This is a genomic window from Streptomyces sp. NPDC001787 (genome assembly GCF_040297465.1).
GTDB lineage: Bacteria > Actinomycetota > Actinomycetes > Streptomycetales > Streptomycetaceae > Streptomyces.
The window spans coordinates 1-22697 of record NZ_JBEOZE010000023.1 but is presented as its reverse complement, the minus strand read 5'-3'; the positions used below and the strand labels follow the sequence as shown (position 1 = coordinate 22697).

General features: G+C 71.8%; 20 protein-coding genes. 11 read left to right on the top strand and 9 right to left on the bottom strand.

The features are described 5' to 3' along the window. The first annotated feature begins 135 nt into the window (after positions 1 to 135). The 4 genes from egtA to egtD are packed head-to-tail and all read left to right on the top strand — an operon-like array spanning position 136 to position 4542. Entirely contained in the window at positions 136 to 1467 is a 1332-nt protein-coding gene (gene egtA, locus ABT170_RS27270) for an ergothioneine biosynthesis glutamate--cysteine ligase EgtA (RefSeq protein ID WP_351871670.1), read from the top strand. Then, positions 1467 to 2798 carry an ergothioneine biosynthesis protein EgtB gene (gene egtB, locus ABT170_RS27265; RefSeq protein ID WP_329947175.1) on the top strand — a complete coding sequence of 444 codons (1332 nt, stop codon included), beginning with the start codon at positions 1467 to 1469 and terminating at the stop codon, positions 2796 to 2798. Before egtA ends, egtB begins: the two co-directional genes overlap by 1 nt. Further along, positions 2798 to 3553, top strand: coding sequence for an ergothioneine biosynthesis protein EgtC (egtC, locus tag ABT170_RS27260; RefSeq protein ID WP_351871667.1), 756 nt, complete (start codon positions 2798 to 2800; stop codon positions 3551 to 3553). The genes egtB and egtC overlap by 1 nt, the downstream gene beginning before the upstream one ends. Next, positions 3550 to 4542, top strand: a complete 993-nt coding sequence (gene egtD, locus ABT170_RS27255; RefSeq protein WP_351871664.1) for an L-histidine N(alpha)-methyltransferase — start codon at positions 3550 to 3552, stop codon at positions 4540 to 4542. The genes egtC and egtD overlap by 4 nt, the downstream gene beginning before the upstream one ends. On the opposite strand, the gene ABT170_RS27250 is transcribed toward egtD, so the two are convergent. The 3 genes from ABT170_RS27250 to ABT170_RS27240 form a co-directional block, all read right to left on the bottom strand. Beyond that, on the bottom strand, positions 4455 to 5381 hold the full coding sequence (locus ABT170_RS27250) for a lysophospholipid acyltransferase family protein (RefSeq protein ID WP_351871661.1): 927 nt from the start codon (positions 5379 to 5381) through the stop codon (positions 4455 to 4457). The two genes, egtD and ABT170_RS27250, sit on opposite strands and share 88 nt — an antisense overlap. Then, a complete protein-coding gene (locus ABT170_RS27245) occupies positions 5378 to 6229 on the bottom strand; it encodes a GNAT family N-acetyltransferase (RefSeq protein WP_351871658.1) in 852 nt (283 codons plus the stop codon). The genes ABT170_RS27250 and ABT170_RS27245 overlap by 4 nt, the downstream gene beginning before the upstream one ends. A 241-nt stretch (positions 6230 to 6470) precedes the next feature. Next, positions 6471 to 7724, bottom strand: coding sequence for an extracellular solute-binding protein (locus ABT170_RS27240; RefSeq protein ID WP_329947180.1), 1254 nt, complete (start codon positions 7722 to 7724; stop codon positions 6471 to 6473). A 201-nt stretch (positions 7725 to 7925) separates the two neighbouring features. Between ABT170_RS27240 and ABT170_RS27235 the strand changes: the two genes are divergently transcribed. Continuing rightward, a complete protein-coding gene (locus tag ABT170_RS27235; RefSeq protein WP_329947181.1) occupies positions 7926 to 8141 on the top strand; it encodes a dodecin in 216 nt (71 codons plus the stop codon). On the opposite strand, the gene ABT170_RS27230 is transcribed toward ABT170_RS27235, so the two are convergent. Continuing rightward, positions 8142 to 8630: a phosphatase domain-containing protein gene (locus ABT170_RS27230; protein ID WP_351871653.1), complete on the bottom strand. Its 489-nt coding sequence runs from the start codon at positions 8628 to 8630 to the stop codon at positions 8142 to 8144. Between the two features lie 99 nt (positions 8631 to 8729). Between ABT170_RS27230 and ABT170_RS27225 the strand changes: the two genes are divergently transcribed. Continuing rightward, on the top strand, positions 8730 to 9773 hold the full coding sequence (locus ABT170_RS27225) for an MsnO8 family LLM class oxidoreductase (RefSeq protein ID WP_351871650.1): 1044 nt from the start codon (positions 8730 to 8732) through the stop codon (positions 9771 to 9773). A gap of 224 nt (positions 9774 to 9997) precedes the next feature. Further along, a complete protein-coding gene (locus ABT170_RS27220) occupies positions 9998 to 12424 on the top strand; it encodes an excinuclease ABC subunit UvrA (RefSeq protein WP_351871647.1) in 2427 nt (808 codons plus the stop codon). Between the two features lie 53 nt (positions 12425 to 12477). Here the strand turns inward: ABT170_RS27220 and ABT170_RS27215 are convergent, their stop codons facing one another. From ABT170_RS27215 to ABT170_RS27205, 3 genes are read right to left on the bottom strand one after another with little or no spacing between them, the layout of a single operon-like run. Then, a complete protein-coding gene (locus ABT170_RS27215) occupies positions 12478 to 13224 on the bottom strand; it encodes a succinate dehydrogenase/fumarate reductase iron-sulfur subunit (protein WP_266926236.1) in 747 nt (248 codons plus the stop codon). After that, entirely contained in the window at positions 13221 to 15170 is a 1950-nt protein-coding gene (locus tag ABT170_RS27210) for a fumarate reductase/succinate dehydrogenase flavoprotein subunit (protein WP_329947184.1), read from the bottom strand. The genes ABT170_RS27215 and ABT170_RS27210 overlap by 4 nt, the downstream gene beginning before the upstream one ends. Position 15171: 1 nt before the next feature. Continuing rightward, on the bottom strand, positions 15172 to 15879 hold the full coding sequence (locus ABT170_RS27205) for a succinate dehydrogenase (protein ID WP_329947185.1): 708 nt from the start codon (positions 15877 to 15879) through the stop codon (positions 15172 to 15174). A gap of 96 nt (positions 15880 to 15975) precedes the next feature. Here ABT170_RS27205 and ABT170_RS27200 point away from each other — a divergent pair, with 96 nt between their 5' ends. Then, entirely contained in the window at positions 15976 to 16896 is a 921-nt protein-coding gene (locus ABT170_RS27200; protein WP_329947186.1) for a LysR family transcriptional regulator, read from the top strand. 63 nt (positions 16897 to 16959) lie between these two features. On the opposite strand, the gene ABT170_RS27195 is transcribed toward ABT170_RS27200, so the two are convergent. Both ABT170_RS27195 and ABT170_RS27190 read right to left on the bottom strand, forming a co-directional pair. Next, positions 16960 to 19134 carry a putative bifunctional diguanylate cyclase/phosphodiesterase gene (locus ABT170_RS27195; RefSeq protein WP_329947187.1) on the bottom strand — a complete coding sequence of 725 codons (2175 nt, stop codon included), beginning with the start codon at positions 19132 to 19134 and terminating at the stop codon, positions 16960 to 16962. Further along, positions 19131 to 19949 (bottom strand): SAM-dependent methyltransferase, encoded by an 819-nt coding sequence (locus ABT170_RS27190; RefSeq protein ID WP_329947188.1) that lies wholly within the window; start codon positions 19947 to 19949, stop codon positions 19131 to 19133. The genes ABT170_RS27195 and ABT170_RS27190 overlap by 4 nt, the downstream gene beginning before the upstream one ends. Before the next feature lie 1036 nt (positions 19950 to 20985). Between ABT170_RS27190 and ABT170_RS27185 the strand changes: the two genes are divergently transcribed. The 3 genes from ABT170_RS27185 to ABT170_RS27175 all read left to right on the top strand — a co-directional run bounded on the left by ABT170_RS27185 (position 20986) and on the right by ABT170_RS27175 (position 22618). Beyond that, positions 20986 to 21120 carry a hypothetical protein gene (locus ABT170_RS27185; RefSeq protein ID WP_351871641.1) on the top strand — a complete coding sequence of 45 codons (135 nt, stop codon included), beginning with the start codon at positions 20986 to 20988 and terminating at the stop codon, positions 21118 to 21120. A gap of 15 nt (positions 21121 to 21135) precedes the next feature. Continuing rightward, entirely contained in the window at positions 21136 to 21900 is a 765-nt protein-coding gene (locus ABT170_RS27180) for a bestrophin-like domain (protein ID WP_329947190.1), read from the top strand. 172 nt (positions 21901 to 22072) lie between these two features. Continuing rightward, positions 22073 to 22618 (top strand): hypothetical protein, encoded by a 546-nt coding sequence (locus ABT170_RS27175; RefSeq protein ID WP_329947191.1) that lies wholly within the window; start codon positions 22073 to 22075, stop codon positions 22616 to 22618. The last annotated feature ends 79 nt before the right edge of the window (positions 22619 to 22697 follow it).

The following is a 22697-nucleotide window of genomic DNA, read 5'->3' as shown; positions in this document are numbered from 1 at the left end:
CGTGTGGTGCATACGGGGCATGCTCGGCTCCGTACCGGCATGGACGCAACCGGATTTCCGTCGGCCGGGGGCACTCTTGTGCGATCTCATGGGAGGGGTTTGGGTGGTATCGATGTAACCGAAGAGGAGGCCCGTATGCCCCCGGACAGCTCCGGCGATCACGGCCCGCGCCCTTCCGCCGACGCCCCCCTCGGTGAGGGCGAGGCGGAGGACTTACTGCGTGGCATCTGTTTCAAGACCGGCCCGCCCCGCACCGTGGGTGTGGAGCTGGAATGGCTCATCCACGACCGGGACCGCCCCGATGTCCCGGTGTCCCAGGAGCGCCACGACGCCGCGGTGGAGGCCGTCCGCGCCCTGCCGCTGAACGCCTCGCTGACCTTCGAGCCCGGCGGCCAGCTGGAGCTCAGCTCGCTGCCCGCGGACTCGCTGATGGCCTGCGTCGAGGCCACCGCCGCCGACCTCGCCGCCGTACGCGACGCCCTCGGGCGGCAGGGCCTCGCGCCGGTCGGCCTGGGCGTCGATCCGTGGCACCCACCGCGCCGCAGGCTGCTGGAGCCGCGCTACGAGGCCATGGAGCGGGCGCTCGACCGCTCGGGTCCGGCCGGGCGGGCGATGATGTGCACCTCCGCCTCCGTCCAGGTCTGTCTGGACGCGGGTGTGGAGGAGCCGGGGCCGCTCGGCTACGGGCGGCGCTGGCAGCTCGCCCATCTGCTGGGCGCCGTGCTGGTGGCGTCCTTCGCCAACTCGCCCTTCCGGCAAGGGCGCAGGACCGGATGGCAGTCCACCCGGCAGGCCCTGTGGGCGAACCTCGACCCGGTACGCACGCTGGCCCCGCCCGGCCGTCTGCCGCCGCGCGACGCCTGGGCCGCCCATGCGCTCGACACGACGGTGATGTGCATCCGGGGCGACGCCGTCCCCTGGACCGTGCCGGACGGGCTCACCTTCCGGGAGTGGATCCGCGGCGGTCTCCCCCGGCCGCCCGTGCGCGCCGATCTCGACTACCACGTCACGACGCTGTTCCCGCCGGTGCGTCCGCGCGGGCACCTCGAACTCCGCATGATCGACGCGCAGGGCGGACCGGACGGTTGGCTGGTGCCGCTCGCCGTGGCCACGGCGCTGTTCGACGACCCGGAGGCCGCCGAGACCGTGTACCGCACCGTCAAACCGCTCGCGGAGACGGCGGGCTCTCCCGCCGCGCCCCGCAATCCGCTCTGGGCCGGCGCCGCCCGGGACGGTCTGGCCGACCCCGAGCTGAGGGCGGCGGCCGTCACCTGCTTCGAGGTGGCGCTGGAGGCGCTCCCCCGGATCGGTGCGAGCCGGGCCGTGCACGACACGGTGGCGGCCTTCCACGACCGCTTCGTCGCGCGAGGCCGATGTCCGGCCGACGACCTGCCCGATCCCGCCGGTACCGGTACCGCGACCGCGGGGAACGACGCGACGCCGCACTCCGGAAGGGGCACCTCCTGATGACCGAATCCCACGGCACACCCGGCATCGACCCCGAGACCCTGCGGCGGCGCGCCCATGACGCGCTCCTCACCGCTCGCGACCGCACCGCCCTGCTCACCGGGAGCGTGGACGACGGCGAACTGACCGCACAGCACTCCCCGTTGATGTCGCCGCTGGTCTGGGACCTGGCGCACATCGGCAACCAGGAGGAGCTGTGGCTGCTGCGCAACGTGGGCGGCCGGGAGGCCATGCGCCCGGAGATCGACGGGCTGTACGACGCCTTCGAGCATCCGCGCGCCACCCGGCCCTCACTGCCCCTCCTCGCGCCCGCCGAGGCACGCGCGTACGCCGCCGAGGTGCGGGGCAGGGCACTGGACCTGCTGGAGGGCGCCGAGCTGCACGAGGGAGGCCGGCCGCTCGAACGGGCCGCCTTCGCCTTCGGGATGATCGCCCAGCACGAACAGCAGCACGACGAGACCATGCTGATCACCCATCAGCTGCGCTCGGGCCCGGCCGCGCTGACCGCTCCCCGGCCGCCCGCCCCCGCAGACGACGCGGCGCTCGCGGCCGAAGTCCTGGTCCCGGCGGGCCCGTTCACCATGGGCACGTCCACCGAACCATGGGCGCTGGACAACGAACGGCCCGCGCACCGCCGCGAGGTGGCGGCCTTCCACCTCGACACGGCCCCGGTGACCTGCGGCGCCTATCAGCGGTTCATCGAGGACGGCGGATACACCGACGCCCGCTGGTGGGCGCCGGAGGGCTGGGCCATGGTGCGGGAACACGCGCTGTCGGCACCGCTGTTCTGGCACCGGGACGCCGGGCAGTGGCTGCGCCGCCGGTTCGGGGTGACCGAGCCGGTGCCCGCCGACGAGCCCGTGCTGCACGTCAGCTGGTACGAGGCGGACGCGTACGCCCGCTGGGCGGGCAGGAGGCTGCCCACGGAGACCGAGTGGGAGAAGGCGGCCCGCCACGATCCGGCGTCCGGGCGGTCCCGGCGCTACCCGTGGGGCGACGAGGACCCGACCGCGGACCGCGCCAATCTGGGACAGCGCCACCTCCGCCCCTCGGCGGCCGGCGCCTACGCGGCGGGCCGCTCCCCGTACGGCGCCGGCCAGTTGATGGGCGATGTGTGGGAGTGGACGTCGAGCGACTTCCTCCCCTATCCGGGCTTCGCGGCCTTCCCCTACCGCGAGTACTCGGAAGTGTTCTTCGGCCCTGACCACAAGGTGCTGCGCGGCGGTTCGTTCGCCGTGGACCCGGTCGCCTGCCGGGGCACGTTCCGCAACTGGGACCTGCCGGTACGGCGCCAGATCTTCTCCGGATTCCGGACCGCGAGGGATGCCTGATGTGCCGTCATATCGCCTATGTGGGACATCCGGTGACCCTCGGCGAGATAGTCCTCTCGCCCCCGCACTCACTGGTCCGCCAGTCCTGGGAACCGCGCCGGCAGCAGTTCGGCACGGTCAACGCCGACGGTTTCGGGGTGGGCTGGTACGCGGACGGCGACCCGGTGCCCGGCCGCTACCGGCGCCGGGGCCCCGTCTGGGGCGACGAGACGTTCGCCGATCTGGCCCGGGTGGTGCGCAGCACGGCCCTGCTCGCCGCGGTCCGTGACGCGACGGAGGCGGGCGCGGACGGGGAGGCGGCGGCGGCCCCGTTCGCCGCGGGCCGGTTGCTCTTCAGCCACAACGGGGTGGTCCGAGGCTGGCCCGGGTCGATGGCGGACCTGGCCGCCACGCTTCCCCCCGCCGAGCTGCTGACGCTGACCGCGCGCTGCGACTCCGCGCTGATCTGGGCGCTCGTACGCCACCGGACGGCCCGGGGCGAAGCCGTCCCGCAGGCCGTCGCGGACACCGTGGGCGAGATCGCGGCCGCGGCACCCGGATCCCGGCTGAATCTGCTGCTCACCGACGGTTCCGTCATCGTGGGCACCGCGTGGGGCGACAGCCTCTGGTATCTCCACGCTCCGGCCCGCCGCACGGTGGTGGCCTCGGAACCGTACGACGACGATCCCCGCTGGCAGGAGGTCCCCGACCGCACCCTGCTGGTCGCGACCCTCGCCGATGTCTCGCTGACCCCGCTCAAGGAGCCCACCGCGTGAGTCCCTTTCTGCTGACCCGCACCCTGCCGGAGGACGCGACGGACGCGGCGCTGCGCGCCGACGTTCTCAGCGGTCTGACCCGGCACCCGAAGACCCTGCCGCCCAAGTGGTTCTACGACGCGCACGGCAGCGAGCTGTTCGAGGAGATCACCCGGCTGCCCGAGTACTACCCGACGCGGGCCGAACGGGAGATCCTGCTGGCCCGCGCCGGGGAGATCGCCGCGGCATCCGGTGCCCGCACGCTGATCGAACTGGGTTCGGGCTCCTCCGAGAAGACCAGGTACCTGCTGGACGCCCTGCCCGCGCTGCACAGCTACGTGCCCGTCGACGTCAGCGAGAGCGCGCTGACCGGAGCGGCCGAATCCCTGCTCGCCGAGCGGCCGGACCTCTCGGTGCACGCGCTCATCGCCGACTTCACCGGCGGCCTGGCGCTGCCCGGTACCCCGGGTCCGCGGCTGGTCGCGTTCCTGGGCGGCACGATCGGCAATCTCCTGCCGGAGGAGCGCGCGTCCTTCCTGCGCTCCGTACGGTCGCTGCTCTCCCCCGGTGACACGCTGCTGCTCGGCACCGACCTGGTGAAGGACCCGGACACGCTGGTGGCCGCGTACGACGACGCTGCCGGGGTGACGGCCGCGTTCAACAGGAACGTGCTGAGCGTCGTCAACCGTGAGCTGGGGGCCGATTTCCCGCTCGACGCCTTCGACCACGCCGCGGTGTGGGACCCGCGTGCCGAGTGGATCGAGATGCGGCTGCGGGCCCGCCGGGCGCTCACGGTGAAGATCCCCGAGCTGGACCTGGTGGTTCCGTTCGGGGCCGGGGAGGAACTGCGTACGGAGGTGTCGGCGAAGTTCCGCGAGGAGGGGGTGCGCGAGGAGCTCGACGCCGCGGGGCTGCGGCTGGATCAGTGGTGGACGGATTCCGCGGGCCGGTTCGCCCTGTCGCTGGCCACGGCCGTCCGGCCGGCGGCCAGCACGGCGGTGCGGGCCTGACGGGCGAGCACCGCTCTGCCGGGCTCACCGCGCGCGGGGATCGGCGCCAGGACGCTGATCTCCGCGGTGAGTCCGGCGGCACGCACCACCCGCCACAGGGAGGCCGCGAGCGGATCGTCGCCGACGAACGCGACGGCTCCGGCGGCGTCCCCCGCGCCGCCCTCACGTTCCGGACCGCCCCGGGAGGGGGCGGCGTCCGGGCGACCGCGGTGGCCCTGGTGGACGCGGTAGTCGATCCGGACCGGCCGTACGCTCGCCCCGGCGTCGATCGCCGCCTGGAACACGGCGGGCGCGAACCGGCCGCCGGGGCCCCGCCCGCACCAGGTGCTGCCCTCGGGGAAGGCGACGACGCGGGAGCCCGCACGCAGGGCCCCCGCCACGGTGCGCACCGCGTCCGGCAGGGCACGCAGCCGGTCGCGCTCGATGAAGAGCGTGCCGCCCAGTGTGGCCAGCGGGCCGAGCAGCGGCCAGGCGCGGATCTCCTGCTTGCCGAGCATCCGGCCGGGCAGCGCGGCGGCGACCAGCGGGATGTCGAGCCAGGAGATGTGGTTGGCGACCACGAGTTCACCCGCGCCCGCCTCCCCCGGCCGGGCCGGCCGGCCGTTGATCCTCAGGCGTACGCCGAAGGCGCGCACCACCGTGTACGCCCACCGGCGGATCAGCCGGTCGCGGTGCGCCGCGCCGAGGAGCAGCACCGCCGGTACGCACACCGCCCCGAGCAGGACGAGCGTGCACCCGGTGAGCAGCAGAGCCGCGGCGGGCAGGGGTGGCCGGACCGCCCCCCGGTGCCCGGCGCAGTCGCGCGGGGTGCAGGGCGCGGCGGGCAGCCAGGCGCTCATCGCAGCGGGGCGAGGGAGAGGAAGTGGCGCAGGTAGCGCGGGTCGGCGCGGCGCAGGGACAGCAGGACGTAGAGGTCGGCGACGTCGAAGTCCGGGTCGTACGCCGGGGCTCCGCAGACCCAGGCACCCAGGCGCAGGTAGCCGCGCAGCAGGGGCGGCAGATCCGCGCGGGCACCGCCGGTCGCGGCGGGGTGCCCGGAGGTGTCCCAGAGGCGGCGGGGGGTGACCCAGTACTCCTCGGGCGCCAGGTGCTTCGTGCGGACGGTCTCCCAGCTGCGCGCGGCCAGGGCGCCGCCATCGGCGAGGGATATGGAGCAGCAGCCCGCCAGCCAGGTGTGGCCGGAGCGTTCCATGTAGCGGGCGAGTCCGGCCCAGATGAGGGCGATGACGGCTCCGTTGCGGTGTGCGGGGTGGACGCAGGAACGGCCGACCTCGACCAGGTCGTCGCGGATCGGACCGAGCCGCGCGAGGTCGAACTCGCCGTCCGCGTAGAGCCGTCCGGCGACCCGGGCCCGTTCGGGCGGCAGCAGCCGGTAGGTGGCGACGACGTCTCCGGTGGCCGACTCCCGTACGAGCAGGTGGTCGCAGTAGGCGTCGAAGACGTCGGTGTCCAGACCTGGTTCGGGGCCGTCGAGACGGGCGCCCAGCTCGCCGGCGAACACCAGGTGGCGCAGCCGCTGGGCGGCGCGGACGTCGTCCTGGCCGGTGGCGAGACAGACCCGGTAGGCGGGGGTCTCGGGAACGGCCGCGGCCTGCCGGTCCGGGACCGGGGGGCGGGGGGCGGCCTGGGCCGGGACCGGGGGGAGCGTCGGGGCGGCGGCGAGAGGGGTGGTGGGCAGCGCGGTCATGGCAGTCTCCGGGGACGGATCAGCGAGGGCGGCTGCCGGGCCGCCGCGGTGGTGCGACGGCCCGGCCCCTTACTTCTTCCGCTACCGGCTGGATTTGACATGACCGCTACGGAGAGCGGGGATGTGCGACGGCTGAATCCCGCGCGCGGGGCACCGGCGTACGGGCCCGGCGCGCGTCCGGGGCACGTCCGGCGCACGCGGGACGGTACGTACGCACGACCCGGCGTACGTACCGCGCGGCTCAGCTGCCCGTGAGCATCGCGGTGATGCGCTCCGATGCCGTCCTGGCCTCCTCGGCGGGGTCACCGCCCTGGAGGACCGCCGTCATGTACGGCTTGATCGGGTTCTCGGCCTCGACGGCCGCCCACTGGGGCGAGTTGGGGGTGGCGCGGCCCTCGGTGGCCCCGGCGGCCATCGCCGCGGTGCCCTCCTCGTCCCCGATGACACGCGCGAGGCTCGGCTTGTTGGGCACATAGCTCATGGTCCGGACGAGTTCCGTCTGCCACTTCTCGCTCGCCAGCGCCTTGACGACCTCGATGCCCGCGCTGCGCTGATCGGCGTTCTTGGGCACGATCAGGTCGGAGCCTCCGGTGAATACGGAACCCGGCGCCTTCGCCGTCTTGCCCGGAATGGGGAAGTAGCCGAGCTTTCCCTTGAGTTCGGGGTTCTTCTGCTCGATGAGCGAGGCGGCCCCGGGCACCGAGATGATCTGCGCGACGTTGCCCTGGGCGAATACGTCGGTCTGCGGGGGCTTCTCCTCGTCGGCGTCGGTGGGACCGTCGCCGAGCGACTGGAGTTCCTTGTAGAACTCCATTCCCTTGAGCGCCTGGGGTGTTCCGAGGGCCCCTTCCCAGTCGCCGCCGTTCTCGTCGGCGAGGTCCCCGCCCTCGTCCCAGATGAACCCGGCCAGGACATACCAGTTCTGGCCCGCGAGATAGATGCCCTGGTTTCCGTTGCTGTTGAGCTTTTCGCCGGCCGCGATCCACTCCTCGCGGGTCTTCGGCGGAGTCTTGATGCCCGCCTGCTCGAAGATGTCCTTGTTGTAGATCACCACCCGGTTGGCGGCGTACCAGGGGATGCCGTACTGAACTCCGTTGATGCTTCCGGGCTGGGCGAGTCCGGGAATCCAGTCGTCGCTGCCCAGGTCACGCATCGATTCGAGCGTGAGGTCGCGCAGCCCCCCGCTGACCGCGTACTGGGCCACCTGGGTGTTTCCGACCTCGATGACGTCCGGGGCGTCGTCCCCCTTGAGCGCGGACATGATCTTGGGGCCGATTCCGCTCCATTCCTGGATCTTGAACTCCAGATCGACCGAGGGGTGCTCCTCCTCGTACGACTTGGTGAACTTGTCCAGGAATCCCTGGGAGACGCTGTCCTTCATCAGCCAGACCGTCACGGTGCGGTCGCCGGAACCGGAGTCCGAGAAATAGCCGCATCCACCGAGAGCGACGGAAGAGACGAGCGCGACGGCTCCGGCGAGTATGCGGTTTTTCACTGGGTCACCTTCTGCGGAACGGTACGACGGAATCAGAACCCGGTGTGGGGGGACTGCGGGCATCGCTCGCACGGGCGTGGCTGGATTTTGGTATGGACCATTCGCCAGGTCAAGGCCCGCGTGATCCCGGGACGAGCCGATTCTCCCTCTCGCGCGACATCCCGGAATGAGGCAACGTGGTCACAGGAAAGGGGACATAAGATGCCTAACCACACCTATCGGGTCACCGAAATCGTAGGAACCTCCGAGGAGGGCATCGATGCGGCGATCCGGAACGGCGTTGCCAGAGCTTCTGAAACGTTGCACAATCTCGACTGGTTCGAGATCACCCAAGTGCGCGGACACATCGAGGATGGCCGAATCGCGCACTACCAAGTCGGCCTGAAGGTTGGCTTCCGGCTCGACGAGAATGCCTGATCAGGTCCGCCCCTCGCGTTCCTGCGCGTCCTTCAGCACATCCGCGGCGACCGCCCAGCGGGCCCGCACCACGGTGAATCCGGCCGCCTCCGCCGCATCGCAGACCAGCTCGTCGTCATCGACGAGCACCCGCACCTCACGCGTCCGGCCCAGCCGCTTCAGAGTGTCCAGCTTGGTACGGCGGGCCGGCCGCCGGTCGTCGTTGCGCCGCATATGGAGCCGGCCCCCGGGCAGCCCCTGCCGGGCCAGCCAGTCCAGGGTGTCGCGGCGGCACCGCTCCGGCCGTCCGGTCAGATAGACGACCTCGCAGTCCTCGGCCCGCTCCAGCGCCAGGGCGACCCCTTCCGCCAGCGGGGGATCATCCACCGCGGCGGTGAAGAAGGCGTTCCAGTCCTTCGTCCGCCCCTCCAGGTGGTGCTGCCGGTGGGCACTGTCCGCGAGTGTGCCGTCCAGATCGAAAACAGCCAGTGGCCGCGTCTCTTCGCTCACTCCCCCAGCTTATGGCCGGCCGGTAACCCCTGGCGGGACAGCCTTCGGGGAACACCCGCCCGCCGGGAATCCTGGCGGGGGCAGGACGTTGAACACGGTGTGAGCCCTTTGATCGCGTCGACCCGCTTCTCCGTCCTGGACCGTTCCCGCACCCGCGAGGGGCATGACGGCCCGCAGGCGCTGCGCGAGACCGTGCGCCTGGCCCAGGAGGCCGAGGCTCTCGGATTCCACCGCTTCTGGGTCTCCGAACACCACAGCGTGCCGGGGGTCGCGGGCTCGGCCCCGACCGTGCTGGCCGCCGCCGTCGCCGCCGCGACCTCCACCATCCGGGTCGGCACCGGCGGGGTGATGCTCCCCAACCATCAGCCGCTCGTGGTCGCCGAGCAGTTCGGGGTGCTCGCCTCACTGTTCCCGGGGCGGATCGACATGGGACTCGGCCGCTCGGTGGCGTTCACCGACGGCATCCGCGGGGCGCTGGGCCGCGGCAAGCGGGACGCCGAGGACTTCGCCGCGCAGCTGGGCGAACTCCTCGGCTGGCTGGACGGCACCCAGCAGGCCCATCCCCAGGTCCACGCCCGCCCCGCCGAGGGCCTGGACATCCCCCCGTACGTCCTGGCGACCGGCGAGGGCGCGGCCATCGCGGCAGCGGCCGGCCTGCCCCTGGTCATCGGCGATCTGAGCGGCCGGGACAGGCTGCTGCGCGCCGTCGAGGTCTACCGCGGGGACTTCCGGCCGTCCGCCCGGTCGCAGGAGCCGTATGTGATCGTCGCGGGCACCGTCGCGGTCGCCGCCACCGAGGCCGCGGCCCGCCGGCTGCTGATACCCGAGGCCTGGTCCATGGCCCACTCCCGCACCCATGGCTCCTTCCCCCCGCTGCCCCCCGCCGAGCGCGTGGAGGGCCTCGCCATGACGGAGCGGGAGCGGAGCATGTTCGAGCGGGGCCTCGCCGGGCACATCCACGGCACCGAGGAGCAGGTGGCCGCACAGCTCGAAACGGCCATCGGGGAGACCGGCGCCGACGAGGTGCTGGTCACGACCAGCACCTACGACCGCCGGGGCCTGCTGGACTCCCTGCGGCGGCTGTCCGCGCTCACCGGCCGGACGGCGGGCGCGGACCGGGCCGCCCGAGGCGGGCGGTACTGAGGGCTGCCCCGCAGTCCCCGGTGGGCGTTCGACGACAGCCACGGCACCTCGGCGCGCCGCCGGAAGGCCCGCGTACCTCCGGTGTGCGGGCGTCCCTCCGCCGGGCGGCGCACCGCGTCCGACGCCGCACGCTGATCCACCCGGGACGACGGGACAGCCCCTAGAATCGAACTGCTTGCCCGAATTATCCGCCCTGATCAGTTTCCGTACGGAGCCACGCCCCGATGCCCTCCCCCCACGATCCGTACGTCCGGGTGCGAGGCGCCCGTGAGCACAACCTCCAGGACGTCCATGTCGACATCCCGCGGGACACCCTGACGGTGTTCACCGGTGTCTCGGGTTCCGGGAAGTCCTCGCTGGCCTTCGGGACGATCTACGCCGAGGCCCAGCGCCGCTACTTCGAGTCCGTCGCCCCCTACGCCCGCCGGCTGATCCACCAGGTCGGCGCTCCGGCGGTCGGCGAGATCACCGGACTGCCGCCCGCGGTCTCCCTGGAGCAGCGCCGCTCCGCGCCCGGGTCGCGTTCCTCGGTCGGTACGGTCACCACGCTCTCCAACTCGCTGCGCATGCTGTTCTCCCGGGCCGGGGACTATCCGGCGGGCGCCGAACGGCTCGACTCCGACGCCTTCTCCCCGAACACCGCGGCCGGGGCCTGCCCCTCGTGCCACGGCCTCGGCCGGATCCACCGCACCACCGAGGAACTGCTCGTACCGGATCCCTCGCTGTCGATCCGGGACGGGGCGATCGCCGCCTGGCCCGGGGCCTGGCAGGGCAAGAACCTGCGCGATGTGCTGGACGCGCTCGGCTACGACGTGGACCGGCCGTGGGGGGAGCTGGCGGCAGCCGACCGGGAGTGGATCCTGTTCACCGACGAGCAGCCGGTGGTGACGGTCCATCCGGTGCGTGAGGCGGGCCGGATCCAACGCCCGTACCAGGGCACGTACATGAGCGCCCGGCGCTATGTGATGCACACGTTCGCGGACTCCCGCAGCGCCACGCTCAGGGCGAAGGCGGAACGGTTCCTGACCAGCGCCCCGTGCCCGGTCTGCGCGGGCAGCAGGCTCCGGCCGGAGGCGATGGCCGTCACCTTCGGCGGGCGGACGATCGCCGAACTGGCCGCGCTTCCCCTCGCCGCGCTCGCCGAGGTGCTGTCCCTCGCGGGCGGCGGTCGGACGGCACGGGTGCTGACGGCCGATCTGCTGGCGCGGATCGGTACGGTGACCGAGCTGGGGCTGGGCTATCTCAGCCTGGACCGTACGGCTCCGACGCTGTCCTCCGGCGAGTTGCAGCGGCTGCGGCTCGCCACCCAGCTGCGGTCGGGGCTCTTCGGGGTGGTGTACGTCCTGGACGAGCCCTCGGCCGGGCTGCATCCCGCGGACACCGAGTCCCTGCTCACCGTGCTCGGCCGGCTGAAGGAGGCCGGGAACACGGTGTTCGTGGTGGAGCACCAGATGGATGTCGTGCGGCGCGCGGACTGGCTGGTGGATGTGGGGCCGCTGGCCGGGGAGCACGGCGGGCGGGTGCTGCACAGCGGGCCGCCCGCCGGGCTCGCGGACGTGCCGCAGTCCGCCACGCGCCGGTTCCTGTTCGACAGGGCTCCGGCGCCGGTACGCGAGCCGAGGGCGCCGTCCGGGTGGCTGGGGCTGACCGGGGTGGACCGGCACAATGTGCGCGGCGTCGACGCGGAGTTCCCGCTCGGGGTGTTCACCGCGGTGACCGGTGTCTCGGGTTCGGGTAAGTCGACCCTGGTCGGCCAGGTGCTGGCCGGGGCGCTGGCGGACCGGCAGGCCGCGGACGGGCCGCCCGGGGCGCGGTACTGCGCGTCGGCGCGGGGGCTGGAGGCGGTGGACCGGCTCGTCCAGGTGGACCAGAAGCCCATCGGCCGTACGCCCCGGTCGAATCTGGCCACGTACACCGGGCTCTTCGACGTCGTACGGAAGCTGTTCGCGGGGACGGAGACGGCGCGGGCGCGCGGCTACCGGGCGGGGCGGTTCTCCTTCAATGTGCCGGGCGGGCGGTGCGAGACCTGTCAGGGCGAGGGGTTCGTCTCCGTGGAGCTGCTGTTCCTGCCCAGTACGTACGCGCCCTGCCCCGACTGTCACGGGGCGCGCTACAACCCGGCGACGCTGGAGGTCACGCTGGACGGGCTGACCATCGCGCAGGTGCTGGATCTGACGGTGGAGTCGGCGGCCGGGTTCTTCGCCGGTACCCCGGCGGCCGGGCGCAGCCTGTCGACGCTGCTCGATGTGGGGCTGGGGTACCTGCGGCTCGGTCAGCCGGCGACGGAGCTGTCGGGCGGCGAGGCCCAGCGGATCAAGCTGGCCGCCGAGCTCCAGCGCACCCGGCGCGGCCACACGCTGTATCTGCTGGACGAGCCGACGACCGGGCTGCATCCGGCCGATGTCGAGGTGCTGATGCGGCAGTTGCACGGGCTGGTGGACGCGCGGAACACGGTGGTGGTCGTGGAGCACGACATGGCCGTGGTGGCGGGTGCGGACCATGTGATCGATCTGGGGCCGGGAGGCGGCGACCGGGGCGGCCGGATCGTCGCGACGGGCACGCCGGCGGAGGTGGCGCGGGCGGCGGGCAGCCGCACGGCCCCCTATCTGGCGAGGGCCCTGCGGCCGGGCGCCGGGGCGGTGACCCCGTGATCCGCTCCTGACACCCGGGGCCCGGGGGTCAGGAGCGGTGTGTGCGGGTCCGGTCAGCGGGCGGCCCTGCGGGTCGCGCGCAGCCACTCCTTGTTCATGGCCGCGATCGAGGGCAGCGGAATGCCCTTCGGGCAGGCCGTGGCGCACTCGCCGGTGAGGGTGCAGCCGCCGAAGCCCTCCTCGTCCATGGTCGCGACCATGTCCAGGACCCGGGTCTCACGTTCGGGCGCGCCCTGCGGCAGCACATTGAGGTGGTTGACCTTCGCCGAGGTGAAGAGCATCGCGGAGCCGTTGGGGCAGGCCGCCACACACGCGCCGCAGCCGATGCACTCGGCGTGCTCGAAGGCGAAGTCGGCGTCCGGCTTGGGCACGGGCGTGGCGTGCGCGTCCGGGGCGGTGCCGGTGGGGGCGGAGATGTAGCCGCCGGACTGGATGATGCGGTCGAAGGCCGAGCGGTCCACGACGAGGTCCTTGACCACCGGGAACGCGGCGGCCCGCCAGGGCTCGATGTCGATGGTGTCGCCGTCCTGGAAGGACCGCATGTGGAGCTGGCAGGTGGTGGTGCGTTCCGGGCCGTGGGCGTCGCCGTTGATGACCAGGCTGCACGCTCCGCAGATGCCTTCGCGGCAGTCGTGGTCGAAGGCGACGGGCTCGTCCCCGTCGAGAATGAGCTCCTCGTTGAGGGTGTCGAGCATCTCCAGGAACGACATGTCCTGGGAGATGCCGTCGACCTGGTAGGTGGCCATGGCGCCGGGCGTCTCGGCGTTCTGCTGGCGCCAGACGCGCAGGGTGAGCTTCATGCGTAGCTCCGCTGGGTGGGGTGGACGTACTCGAAGACGAGGTCTTCCTTGTGCAGGACGGGGGCTTCACCGGTGCCGGAGAACTCCCAGGCGGCGGCGTAGGAGAACTCCTCGTCCCGGCGGGCGGCCTCGCCGTCGGGGGTCTGTGACTCCTCGCGGAAGTGGCCGCCGCAGGATTCGGCGCGGTGCAGGGCGTCGAGGCACATCAGCTCGGCGAGTTCCAGGTAGTCGACGATGCGGTTGGCCTTCTCCAGCGACTGGTTGAACTGTTCTCCGGTGCCGGGGACCTTGATACGGCGCCAGAACTCCTCGCGGATCTGCGGGATCCGTTCCAGGGCCTTGCGCAGCCCCTCCTCGGTGCGGGCCATCCCGCAGAACTCCCACATGAGTTCACCGATCTCACGGTGGAAGGAGTCGGGGGTGCGGTCGCCGTCGACGGCGAGCAGCAGGTTGATGCGGTCCTCGGTCTCGGCGACGGCCTCGGCGACCGCCGGGTGGTCCGCGTCGACGGTCTCCGTGTGGGGGTTGCGGGCCAGGTAGTCGTTGATCGTGGACGGCAGGACGAAGTAGCCGTCGGCGAGGCCCTGCATCAGCGCGGAGGCGCCCAGCCGGTTGGCCCCGTGGTCGGAGAAGTTCGCCTCGCCGATCGCGAAGAGCCCGGGGACGGTGGTCTGGAGGTCGTAGTCGACCCAGAGACCGCCCATCGTGTAGTGCACGGCGGGATAGATCCGCATGGGTGTGCTGTACGGGTCCTCCGCGGTGATGCGCGCGTACATGTCGAAGAGGTTGCCGTACTTCTCCTCGACCCCGGCCCTGCCCATCCGCGCGATGGCGTCGGCGAAGTCCAGGTAGACGCCCTGGCCGCCGGGGCCGACGCCCCGGCCCTCGTCGCAGACGTTCTTGGCGGCCCGGGAGGCGATGTCACGGGGCACGAGGTTGCCGAAGGCCGGGTAGACGCGCTCCAGGTAGTAGTCGCGCTCGTCCTCGGGGATCTCGCCCGCGGGACGGTCGTCGCCCTTGGCCTTCGGGACCCAGATCCGGCCGTCGTTGCGCAGCGACTCGCTCATCAGCGTCAGTTTCGACTGGTGGTCGCCGGTGCGCGGGATGCAGGTGGGGTGGATCTGGGTGAAGCAGGGGTTGGCGAAGTAGGCACCGCGGCGGTGGGCGCGCCAGATGGCGGTGGCGTTGGAGTTCATGGCATTGGTCGACAGGTAGAAGACGTTGCCGTAGCCGCCGCTGGCCAGGACGACCGCGTCGGCGAAGTAGGTCTCGATCTTCCCCGTGATCAGGTCGCGGGCGACGATGCCGCGGGCCTTTCCGTCGACGACGATCAGGTCGAGCATCTCGGTGCGCGCGTGGAGTTCGACGTTGCCGGCGGCGATCTGCCGGGCCAGCGCCTGGTACGCGCCGAGGAGGAGCTGCTGCCCGGTCTGGCCCCGGGCGTAGAAGGTGCGGGAGACCTGGACGCCGCCGAACGAGCGGTTGTCGAGGAGGCCGCCGTACTCGCGGGCGAAGGGAACCCCCTGGGCGACGCACTGGTCGATGATCTCGACGGAGATCTGGGCGAGCCGGTGGACGTTGGACTCCCGGGCGCGGAAGTCGCCGCCCTTGACGGTGTCGTAGAACAGCCGGTGGACGGAGTCGCCGTCGTTGCGGTAGTTCTTCGCGGCGTTGATGCCGCCCTGCGCCGCGACGGAGTGCGCCCGGCGGGGCGAGTCCTGGAAGCAGAACTGGACGACGTGGTAGCCCTGTTCGGCGAGGGTGGCGCCGGCCGACCCGCCCGCGAGGCCGGTGCCGATGACGATGACGGTGTGCTTGCGGCGGTTGGCCGGGTTGACGAGTCTGGCCGTGAAGCGCCGGGTGTCCCACCGTTCGGCGACGGGCCCTTCGGGTGCCTTGGTGTCGGCGACGGGCGTGCCCGTGGTGTAGTGCGAGTAGTCGGTCATGTCAGCTCACGACTCCGGTCATGACGGCGACGGGTACGGAGATGAAGCCCAGCGTCAGCACCACGGCGAGCACATTGGCCAGGGTCTTCAGAACGCGCTCACGGGTGGCGCTGCCGACGCCCAGGGTCTGCGCGGCGCTCCAGAATCCGTGCTGGACGTGCAGGCCCATGGCGAGCATCGCGACGATGTAGACGGTGTTCCCGTACCAGGTCGAGAAGGTGTCGATGACGTTCTGGTAGGGACGTCCGGACTGGAAGCCGCCCGGGTGCACGGTGCCGGTCGTCAGGTCGAGGATGTGCCAGACGATGAACAGCGCCAGGATGACGCCGCCCCAGCGCATGGTCCGGGTGGCATAGCTCGCACGCGGCTTCCGGTGGACGTAGCGGGTCGGGCGCGCCCTGATGTCGCGCCGGCTCAGCTGGTACGCGCAGACCCCGTGCAGCACGACGGCGGCGACGAGCACCACCCGGACGATCCACAGGGCCCACTCGTAGTGCAGGAAGGGCTCGCCCATGGTCCGCAGCCAGTGGGCGTAGTGGTTGAACTCGCCGGATCCGAAGAAGATCTTCAGATTGCCGACCATGTGGACGACCAGGTAGCCGAGCATGATCAGGCCGCTCACAGCCATGATCGTCTTCTTGCCGACGGACGAGTCCCAGAGTGTACGCGTCATGGACGGCCGTCGGTCCGCCCGCGTTGCCAATGCCATGGACACGACGCTAGGGCCGGAAGACCCAATCAGTCCAAGACATGGTGTGGCTCATCTTCATAGGCATTGCCTATCGTGCCGCGTTATCGTCGGTGCATGCACCTCCAGCAGCTCTCCTATTTCGTGGCCGTCGCCGAGGCCCGGCACTTCACCCGCGCCGCCGAGGCGGTGCATGTCTCGCAGCCCTCGCTCTCCCAGCAGATCCGGGCGCTGGAGAACGAGCTGGGCGCCGAGCTCTTCAGCCGGGCGCGGGGCAATATCGCCCTCACCGACGCGGGCGAGGCGCTGCTGCCGCTGGCCCGCCGGATCCTCGCGGACGCGGACACCGCCCGGCACGAGGTGCAGGAGCTGGTGCAGCTGCGGCGCGGGCGTGTCCGGCTCGGGGCGACGCCCAGCCTCTGCACGGGTCTGCTGCCGGACGTCCTGCGCGCCTTCCACGATCTGCATCCGGGCGTCCGGCTGCTGCTGGAGGAGGGCGGCTCGCACGACCTCGTACGGCAGCTGGCGCGCGGCGCGCTCGATCTCGCCCTGGTCGTGCTGCCCCTGCCGGCCGCCTCGCCCGCGCTGACCACCGTGGAGCTGCTCCACGAGGACCTGGTCGTGGTGTCGTCCGCGGCGGAGGCCGCCCCGGGGCGGGGCGGGAGGGTGCGGATCGCCGATCTCCAGGGCGCGCCGCTGGTGATGTTCCGTCACGGCTACGACCTGCGCGAGCTGACCCTGGCGGCCTGCCGCGCCGAGGGCTTCGAACCCTCCTTCACGGTGGAGGGCGGCGAGATGGACGCGGTGCTCGGCTTCGTCCGGGCGGGGCTGGGCATCGCGGTGGTGCCCAGCATGGTCGCGAACCGGACCGGGCACGATCTGCGCACCACGCCGCTGGCCAGACCCGGGCTGCGCCGCACGATCGCGCTCGCCCACCGCAGCGATGTGGCACCGCCGCGGGCGGCACGGGAGCTGCGGCGTGTGCTGCTGTCCTCGATCGCCGGGCGGGCCGGAAGTCCGGGCCCGTCCGGCGACTGAGGACGGCCACCGGGCCACCGGCCCCGGACCGCCGGGCCGACCCGTGTCCGCCCGGCGGTCCCGTCACACCGCGTCGGCCAGCAGCAGGCGGTGGATGCGGTCCGGGGCACCGGGGCGGGCGTAGTACCAGCCCTGGGCGGTGTCGCAGCCCAGCTCACGCAGCTGCTGGGCCTGCGCCCCGGTCTCCACGCCCTCCACCGTCACGGCCAGCTCCAGGCTGTGCGCCAGCGACACGATCCCTTCGACGATCTTCAGGTCGACGGGGTCGGCCGGGTGCTGCTGCATGCCCTGGGTGAAGGAACGGTCCAACTTGAGCACACTCACCGGCAGCCTGCGCAGATTGGCCAGGTTGGAGTATCCGGTGCCGAAGTCGTCGAGCGCTATGTCGACACCCATCTCCGCCAGCTGCCGCAGCGGCTTGAGCAGGTCGTCGTCGGCGCCGATCAGCGCGGACTCGGTGACCTCCAGGCAGAGCGCCCCCGGTTCCAGACCGGAACGTTCCAGCACATCGACCGTCTCGGCGACCAGCCGCGGGTGGTGCAGCTGGGTCGGCGAGAGGTTGACGTTGATCCGCAACGGGCCGCCGTCGCTGTGCCGTTCCTGCCAGAAGTTCGCCTGGCGGACGGACTCCTCCAGCACCCAGCGGCCCAGCGGCACGATCAGCCCGGTGTGCTCGGCGAGCGGGATGAACCGGTCCGGGCCGAGCACCCCGTGCTGCGGATGGCACCAGCGCACCAGCGCCTCCGCACCGTGCACACTGCCGTCGCCCAGGTGCACGAGCGGCTGGTACTCGATGAAGAACTCACCGCGGTCCAGCGCCGCGGGCAGTGCGGTGGTCAGCCCGTGCCGGGTGATGGCGCGCGCGTCGGCCTCCGCGTCGGCGAGCTCGAAGCGGTTGCCGCCCGCCGACTTGGCCCGGTACATCGTGATGTCGGCACTGCGCAGCACCTCGGCGGCGCTGCGCTCCCCGGAGGGGCCTTCGACGATGCCGATGGAACCGCGCACGGTCAGCTCCCGGCCGTCCAGGCGGATGGGGGTGGCGAGCACACCGAGGATGCGGCAGGCGAGTTCGTCGACCTCGTCCTCGGTGTCCGGTCCGGTGGTCAGGGCGACGAACTCGTCGCCGCCGAGCCGGGCCACCATCTCGCCGGGCGCGGTGGCGCAGCTCTGCAGCCGGTCGGCGACTTCGACCAGCAGCCGGTCACCGGCGGCGTGGCCCAGGCTGTCGTTGATCGCCTTGAAGCCGTCCAGGTCGAGGTAGCAGAGCCCGAAGCGGGTGCCGTTCCTCGCCGAGACGGCCTTCTCCAGCCGTTCGAAGAAGAGCGTGCGATTGGGGAGGCCGGTGAGCGCGTCATGGGTCGCCTCGTAGCGCAGCCGCAGATTGAGGAGCCTGCGCTCCGTGGTGTCCTCCAGCAGGGCGAGCTGGTATTCCGGGCGGCCCTCGGCGTCCCTCAGCAGCGACACCGTCAGATTGGTCCACAGGACCGTTCCGTCGTTGCGGTAGTAGGGCTTCTCGACCCGGTAGTGCTCGCGTTCGCCGCGTACCAGCTCGTTGTAGTACTTCCAGACCTGCGGCGAGTCCTCGGGGTGGACCCACTCGTTCAGCTTGTGACCGCGGACATGGTGGTCCAGGCCGCCGAACATCCGGGTGAGGGTGTCGTTCACCTCCAGGACGTTGCCGTCCAGGTCCGCGATGCCGATGCCGATGGCGGCGTCCTTGAAGACGGCCCGGAAGCGCGCCTCCGTGGCATGCAGCACCTGCTCCGCGTGGGAGCGGGCGGCGAGGGCCGAGCGCGCGATGGCCTCCTGTTCGGACAGGGTCCGCTCGCGCAGCGCCTGGGTGAAGCCGCCGGCCATCGCGTGCTGCATCCGCGCGCAGCGGGCCCTGCTGTCCTCGGTGGACAGTTCCCTGGGCCCGTTGCCGCCGCAGTAGAGGACGAGATAGGAGTCGACGACGCCGAGCGTGGAGCTGAGGGCGTCCGGGTCCGTGCAGTGGGCCTCGACCAGCGCCGCGCCCACACGCTGGGCGGGCGCCGCCTCGAAGGGGTGGGCGTGCAGGATTCCGTTCAGTTCCCGTGCCAGCGGCAGGAGATGCTGCTCGAATTCCGGTCGGGTCATGGAGGTGGCCGTCGAGGGGAAGATGGCCCTGCTCCAGATCGTGGCGAATCTCCGGAGCCGGCCCTCGGGGCCGTCCGGTTCCGCGTCCGGCTCACCGGACGCCTGGGCGGGAATGCTCACGCCTTGCGTCCTACCCCTGCGAAGCCCGAGAAGGCGAACGGGTCCTCCTGCTCCGGCACCACGGGGGTGTCCGGGCGCCAGTGAGGCATGGCGACAAGGCCGGGCTCGACCATCTCGTACCCCTCGAAGAACCTGCTGACCTCGTCGCGCGACCGCATGACGAGCGGATTGCGGATGTTGCGGTAGACGCCGACCGTGCCGCCCGCCTCCGCCTCGGACAGCGGGATCCCCTCGTAGGAGGCGTGGGTCATGACGATCAGGCTGCCGGGTGCCAGTGCCTCGCGCAGCTCGGCGACAGCCGTGTACGGGTCGTCGGCGTCCTCGATGAAGTGGAGCACCGCGACGAGCAGCAGCGCCACCGGCCTGCCGAGGTCGAGCAGTCCGCCCACCTCGGGGCTGTTCAGGATGTCCCGGGGGCGGCGCAGGTCGGCGGCGGCGACGACCGTACGGTCGTCGCCCGCCAGCACTTCCTGGCTGTGCGCGACCGCGACGGGGTCGTGGTCGATGTAGGCCACCCGGGACTCGGGGTCGGCCGCACGGGCGACTTCATGGACATTGCCGAAGGTCGGTATGCCGGAACCGATGTCCAGGAACTGGCTGATACCCGCGCTCGTGGCGTAGCGCACGGCCCGGCGCATAAACGCCCGGTTCGCCTGCATGATCTTGGGAAGGCCCGGCATGAACTCCATGGCCTTGCGCGCCGCTTCCCGGTCCACCTCGAAATTGTGCGATCCGCCCAGATAGAAGTCGTACATGCGAGACACGCTCGGCACCGAAATGTCTATGCCTTGCGGTGCCCAGGCGGGACGCTCCATCGATGTCTCCAACAAGTCGCCACGGCGATCCGGCCATGTTCATGGTCAGTGTTGACCAGAGGCTACTGATCGGCCGCCAAGAGAGCGAGCGGAAACGGAAATTAGCGGTCCGTTATTGGTCACACACCAGTGGCATGTGCGGCGCGGCCCGTCGCTGCGTGTACGCATTCAGCGACGGAACGGCACTTCGGACGCCGTTTTCCGGCGCCCGGCGGCGACTTGGACGAATACGCGCGGTGATGCCCGCGGACCACTGCGGCGTACCGCCGAGTTCCGTACGGCGGAGACCCCGTATCATGTTCCGCCGACGCCCCGGCAGTTGGCGGCTCCGCGCTTCACATCACCGGAAAAGGTATGGACCTACCCGGCAGTGACGGCTTTCGCCGCATTTCCCGGCCCCCGGGGGTGAGCATCGCTCACTTCTTGAGCAGTCGCCCGGACGGCGGCTTCGGCGGATCTCTCCCCCCGTTCCGGGGCCTCGCACACCAAAAGCCCCGAGGGATCGACCGGTTCGCCGGTGCGTACACCGGCGCCTCAAACGTCAACCGCCAATTGTCCCCCCTATCAGGCGAATCCACTGCCACTCCTCGCGTGTCCGGCTTCGGCGCAGAACATGCTCCGGGTCGTGTACGGATCACTCATCGGGCGGCTCACCGCAGCCGCCGCACTCATCTGGCTGATAGCCATACCGCCGCCCGCGTCCGCCGACGCCTGTGCGGTGGCCTCCATCGGGGTCGACGGCGGTTTCCCGGTCGCCGTGGCGGGCGGGGCACGGTGCGAGGCGGTCGCGAAGCCCGAACCTCCCACGCCGCCCGAGGAGCCGACGCCGACTCCTCCTCCGCCCCGTCCCGCACCGCCTCCTCCACCGCCACCGCCTCCGCCTCCGCCTCCACCTCAGCCCGCGCCCGCGCCGGTTCCCGCACCACCGGAACCGGAGCCTCCGTCGCGGGTGCCCACACCGCCGCCCCCACCGAAACCCTCCCCTCAGCCCGCTCCGACACCATCGGCGCGCGCGGCGCCCCCGACCCCCCGGCCCGTGGCGCTCCCCACGTACCGCAGGGCCGCCCGCAAGGCACCGGGGAGCGGGCCGTCGCTGGTCTCCCTGACCTTGCTGATCACCGCCCCCGCGGTATTCGCCGTCGCGGTGCTCCGGCCCCGCTCGTCCCGCTGACCGAGGGAGAAACCCATGTCGGAATGGCTTGTTCTGACCCTTGCGATGGCCTCGGCCTGCGCCGTCGTGCTCACCATCGCCGTCCTCAACAACCGCCGCGTCGGCGAGGACGACGACCCGTCCGAGACACCCGACGTCATCGAGTACATGACGATGATGATCGGTGTGGTGTACGCGATCGTGCTCGGCCTCGCCATCGCCGGAGTCTGGGAGGGCCGCGGCGCGGCCCAGGAGTCGGTACGGCTGGAAGCCCAGGCGCTGCACGAGGTGCGGGCACGGTCATCGGTCTATCCGGCCGAGGTCCGCGACCGCATCCGCGCCGATGTCGACGCCTATGTCAGCCATGTCGTCCGTGACGAGTGGAAGGCCATGTCCGACCGCGGCAGCCTCACCGACCGCGGAACGCGCCTGCTGGACCGGGTACGTGCCGACGTCACCGGATACGAGCCCAGGACCGACCACGAGGGGCAGGCGTACCAGCCACTGGTGGACCAGGTCGCCGCGGCGGACGACGCCCGCAGTTCCCGGGGGCAGAGCGCCTCGGCCACCATGCCGGGGGTGGTCTGGTTCGGGCTGATCACCGGAGCGCTGGTGACGGTCGGACTGATCTTCACGCTGCAGATCCGCAGAACCTTCCGCGAACTGCTGCTGGCGGGCCTCTTCAGCGCGCTGATCGCCTTCCTGCTCTTCCTCATCTGGGACTTCGACTCACCGTTCGGCCGGGGCATCTCGGCCACCGCCGCACCCTTCCTCGACCTGTTCCCGCACGCGGGCGGCTGACGTCCGCCACCCCCGGCCGGTGCGCCGGCCGGGGGACAACGCTGCCCCATTCGCCGGACCCTGATCGCGGGGGATATGAGCGACTTCTAGCGTTTCGGGTGTCGAGGTGCATTTCCTATTCCTTGTGGAAATCCGTTCCGCAGCTGCTCCTCGGGGACCCGGAGGATTCACCATGCGCGCGATACGTGTCGCACCCGCCGCCCTGCTCGGCGCCACCGCACTCACCCTGCTGACACCGGCCGTCCAAGCCGTGGCGGGCGGCACGAACACCTCGTTCAACCCGACCGTCGCCCCGTCGGTGATCGCCCCGGGCGGCACGGTCACCCTCGGCAGCGGGGGCTGCACGGGCGCCACGACCGTCACCTCGGGTGTGTTCGCCACCACGGTCATCCCGAGCGGCAGCACCTCGGCCACCGCCACGGTCGACGCGGCCGCCAGGCGGGGTGCCGTCTACGCGGTGACCTTCGTCTGCGGCTCCACGGGGGCGAGCAGGAGCGTCAACCTGACCATCACCAGCGGCGCCACCGCCACCCCCACCACGGCACCCACATCCAGTTCGACATCCATCGCGCCACCCGGCGGGGTGACCGGCGGACTGGGAGGCAGTATCGGCTCGATGGACGCCACCAGCATCGCCGCCGGTACGGGGCTCGTGCTGGCGGCGGGCGCCGGGGCCGTGTACTTCGTCCGGCGGCGCACCGCCGGCCGGCAGCACTGACCCGCCGTACACCGCGGACGCACGGCAGTCGCCCCCGGGGCGGATACAGGGCCCCGGGGGGGGGGGGGTTGGGGGCGGG

Coding starts and splice junctions, on each gene's coding strand:
- ABT170_RS27190 (WP_329947188.1), bottom strand. CDS start 19,949: ATGGAGCGTCCCGCCTGGGCACCGCAAGGCATAGACATTTCGGTGCCG.
- ABT170_RS27220 (WP_351871647.1), top strand. CDS start 9,998: ATGCCCTCCCCCCACGATCCGTACGTCCGGGTGCGAGGCGCCCGTGAG.
- egtB (WP_329947175.1), top strand. CDS start 1,467: ATGACCGAATCCCACGGCACACCCGGCATCGACCCCGAGACCCTGCGG.
- ABT170_RS27180 (WP_329947190.1), top strand. CDS start 21,136: ATGTCGGAATGGCTTGTTCTGACCCTTGCGATGGCCTCGGCCTGCGCC.
- egtA (WP_351871670.1), top strand. CDS start 136: ATGCCCCCGGACAGCTCCGGCGATCACGGCCCGCGCCCTTCCGCCGAC.
- ABT170_RS27215 (WP_266926236.1), bottom strand. CDS start 13,224: ATGAAGCTCACCCTGCGCGTCTGGCGCCAGCAGAACGCCGAGACGCCC.
- ABT170_RS27250 (WP_351871661.1), bottom strand. CDS start 5,381: ATGAGCGCCTGGCTGCCCGCCGCGCCCTGCACCCCGCGCGACTGCGCC.
- egtC (WP_351871667.1), top strand. CDS start 2,798: ATGTGCCGTCATATCGCCTATGTGGGACATCCGGTGACCCTCGGCGAG.
- ABT170_RS27245 (WP_351871658.1), bottom strand. CDS start 6,229: ATGACCGCGCTGCCCACCACCCCTCTCGCCGCCGCCCCGACGCTCCCC.
- ABT170_RS27175 (WP_329947191.1), top strand. CDS start 22,073: ATGCGCGCGATACGTGTCGCACCCGCCGCCCTGCTCGGCGCCACCGCA.
- ABT170_RS27200 (WP_329947186.1), top strand. CDS start 15,976: ATGCACCTCCAGCAGCTCTCCTATTTCGTGGCCGTCGCCGAGGCCCGG.
- ABT170_RS27210 (WP_329947184.1), bottom strand. CDS start 15,170: ATGACCGACTACTCGCACTACACCACGGGCACGCCCGTCGCCGACACC.
- ABT170_RS27235 (WP_329947181.1), top strand. CDS start 7,926: ATGCCTAACCACACCTATCGGGTCACCGAAATCGTAGGAACCTCCGAG.
- ABT170_RS27205 (WP_329947185.1), bottom strand. CDS start 15,879: ATGGCATTGGCAACGCGGGCGGACCGACGGCCGTCCATGACGCGTACA.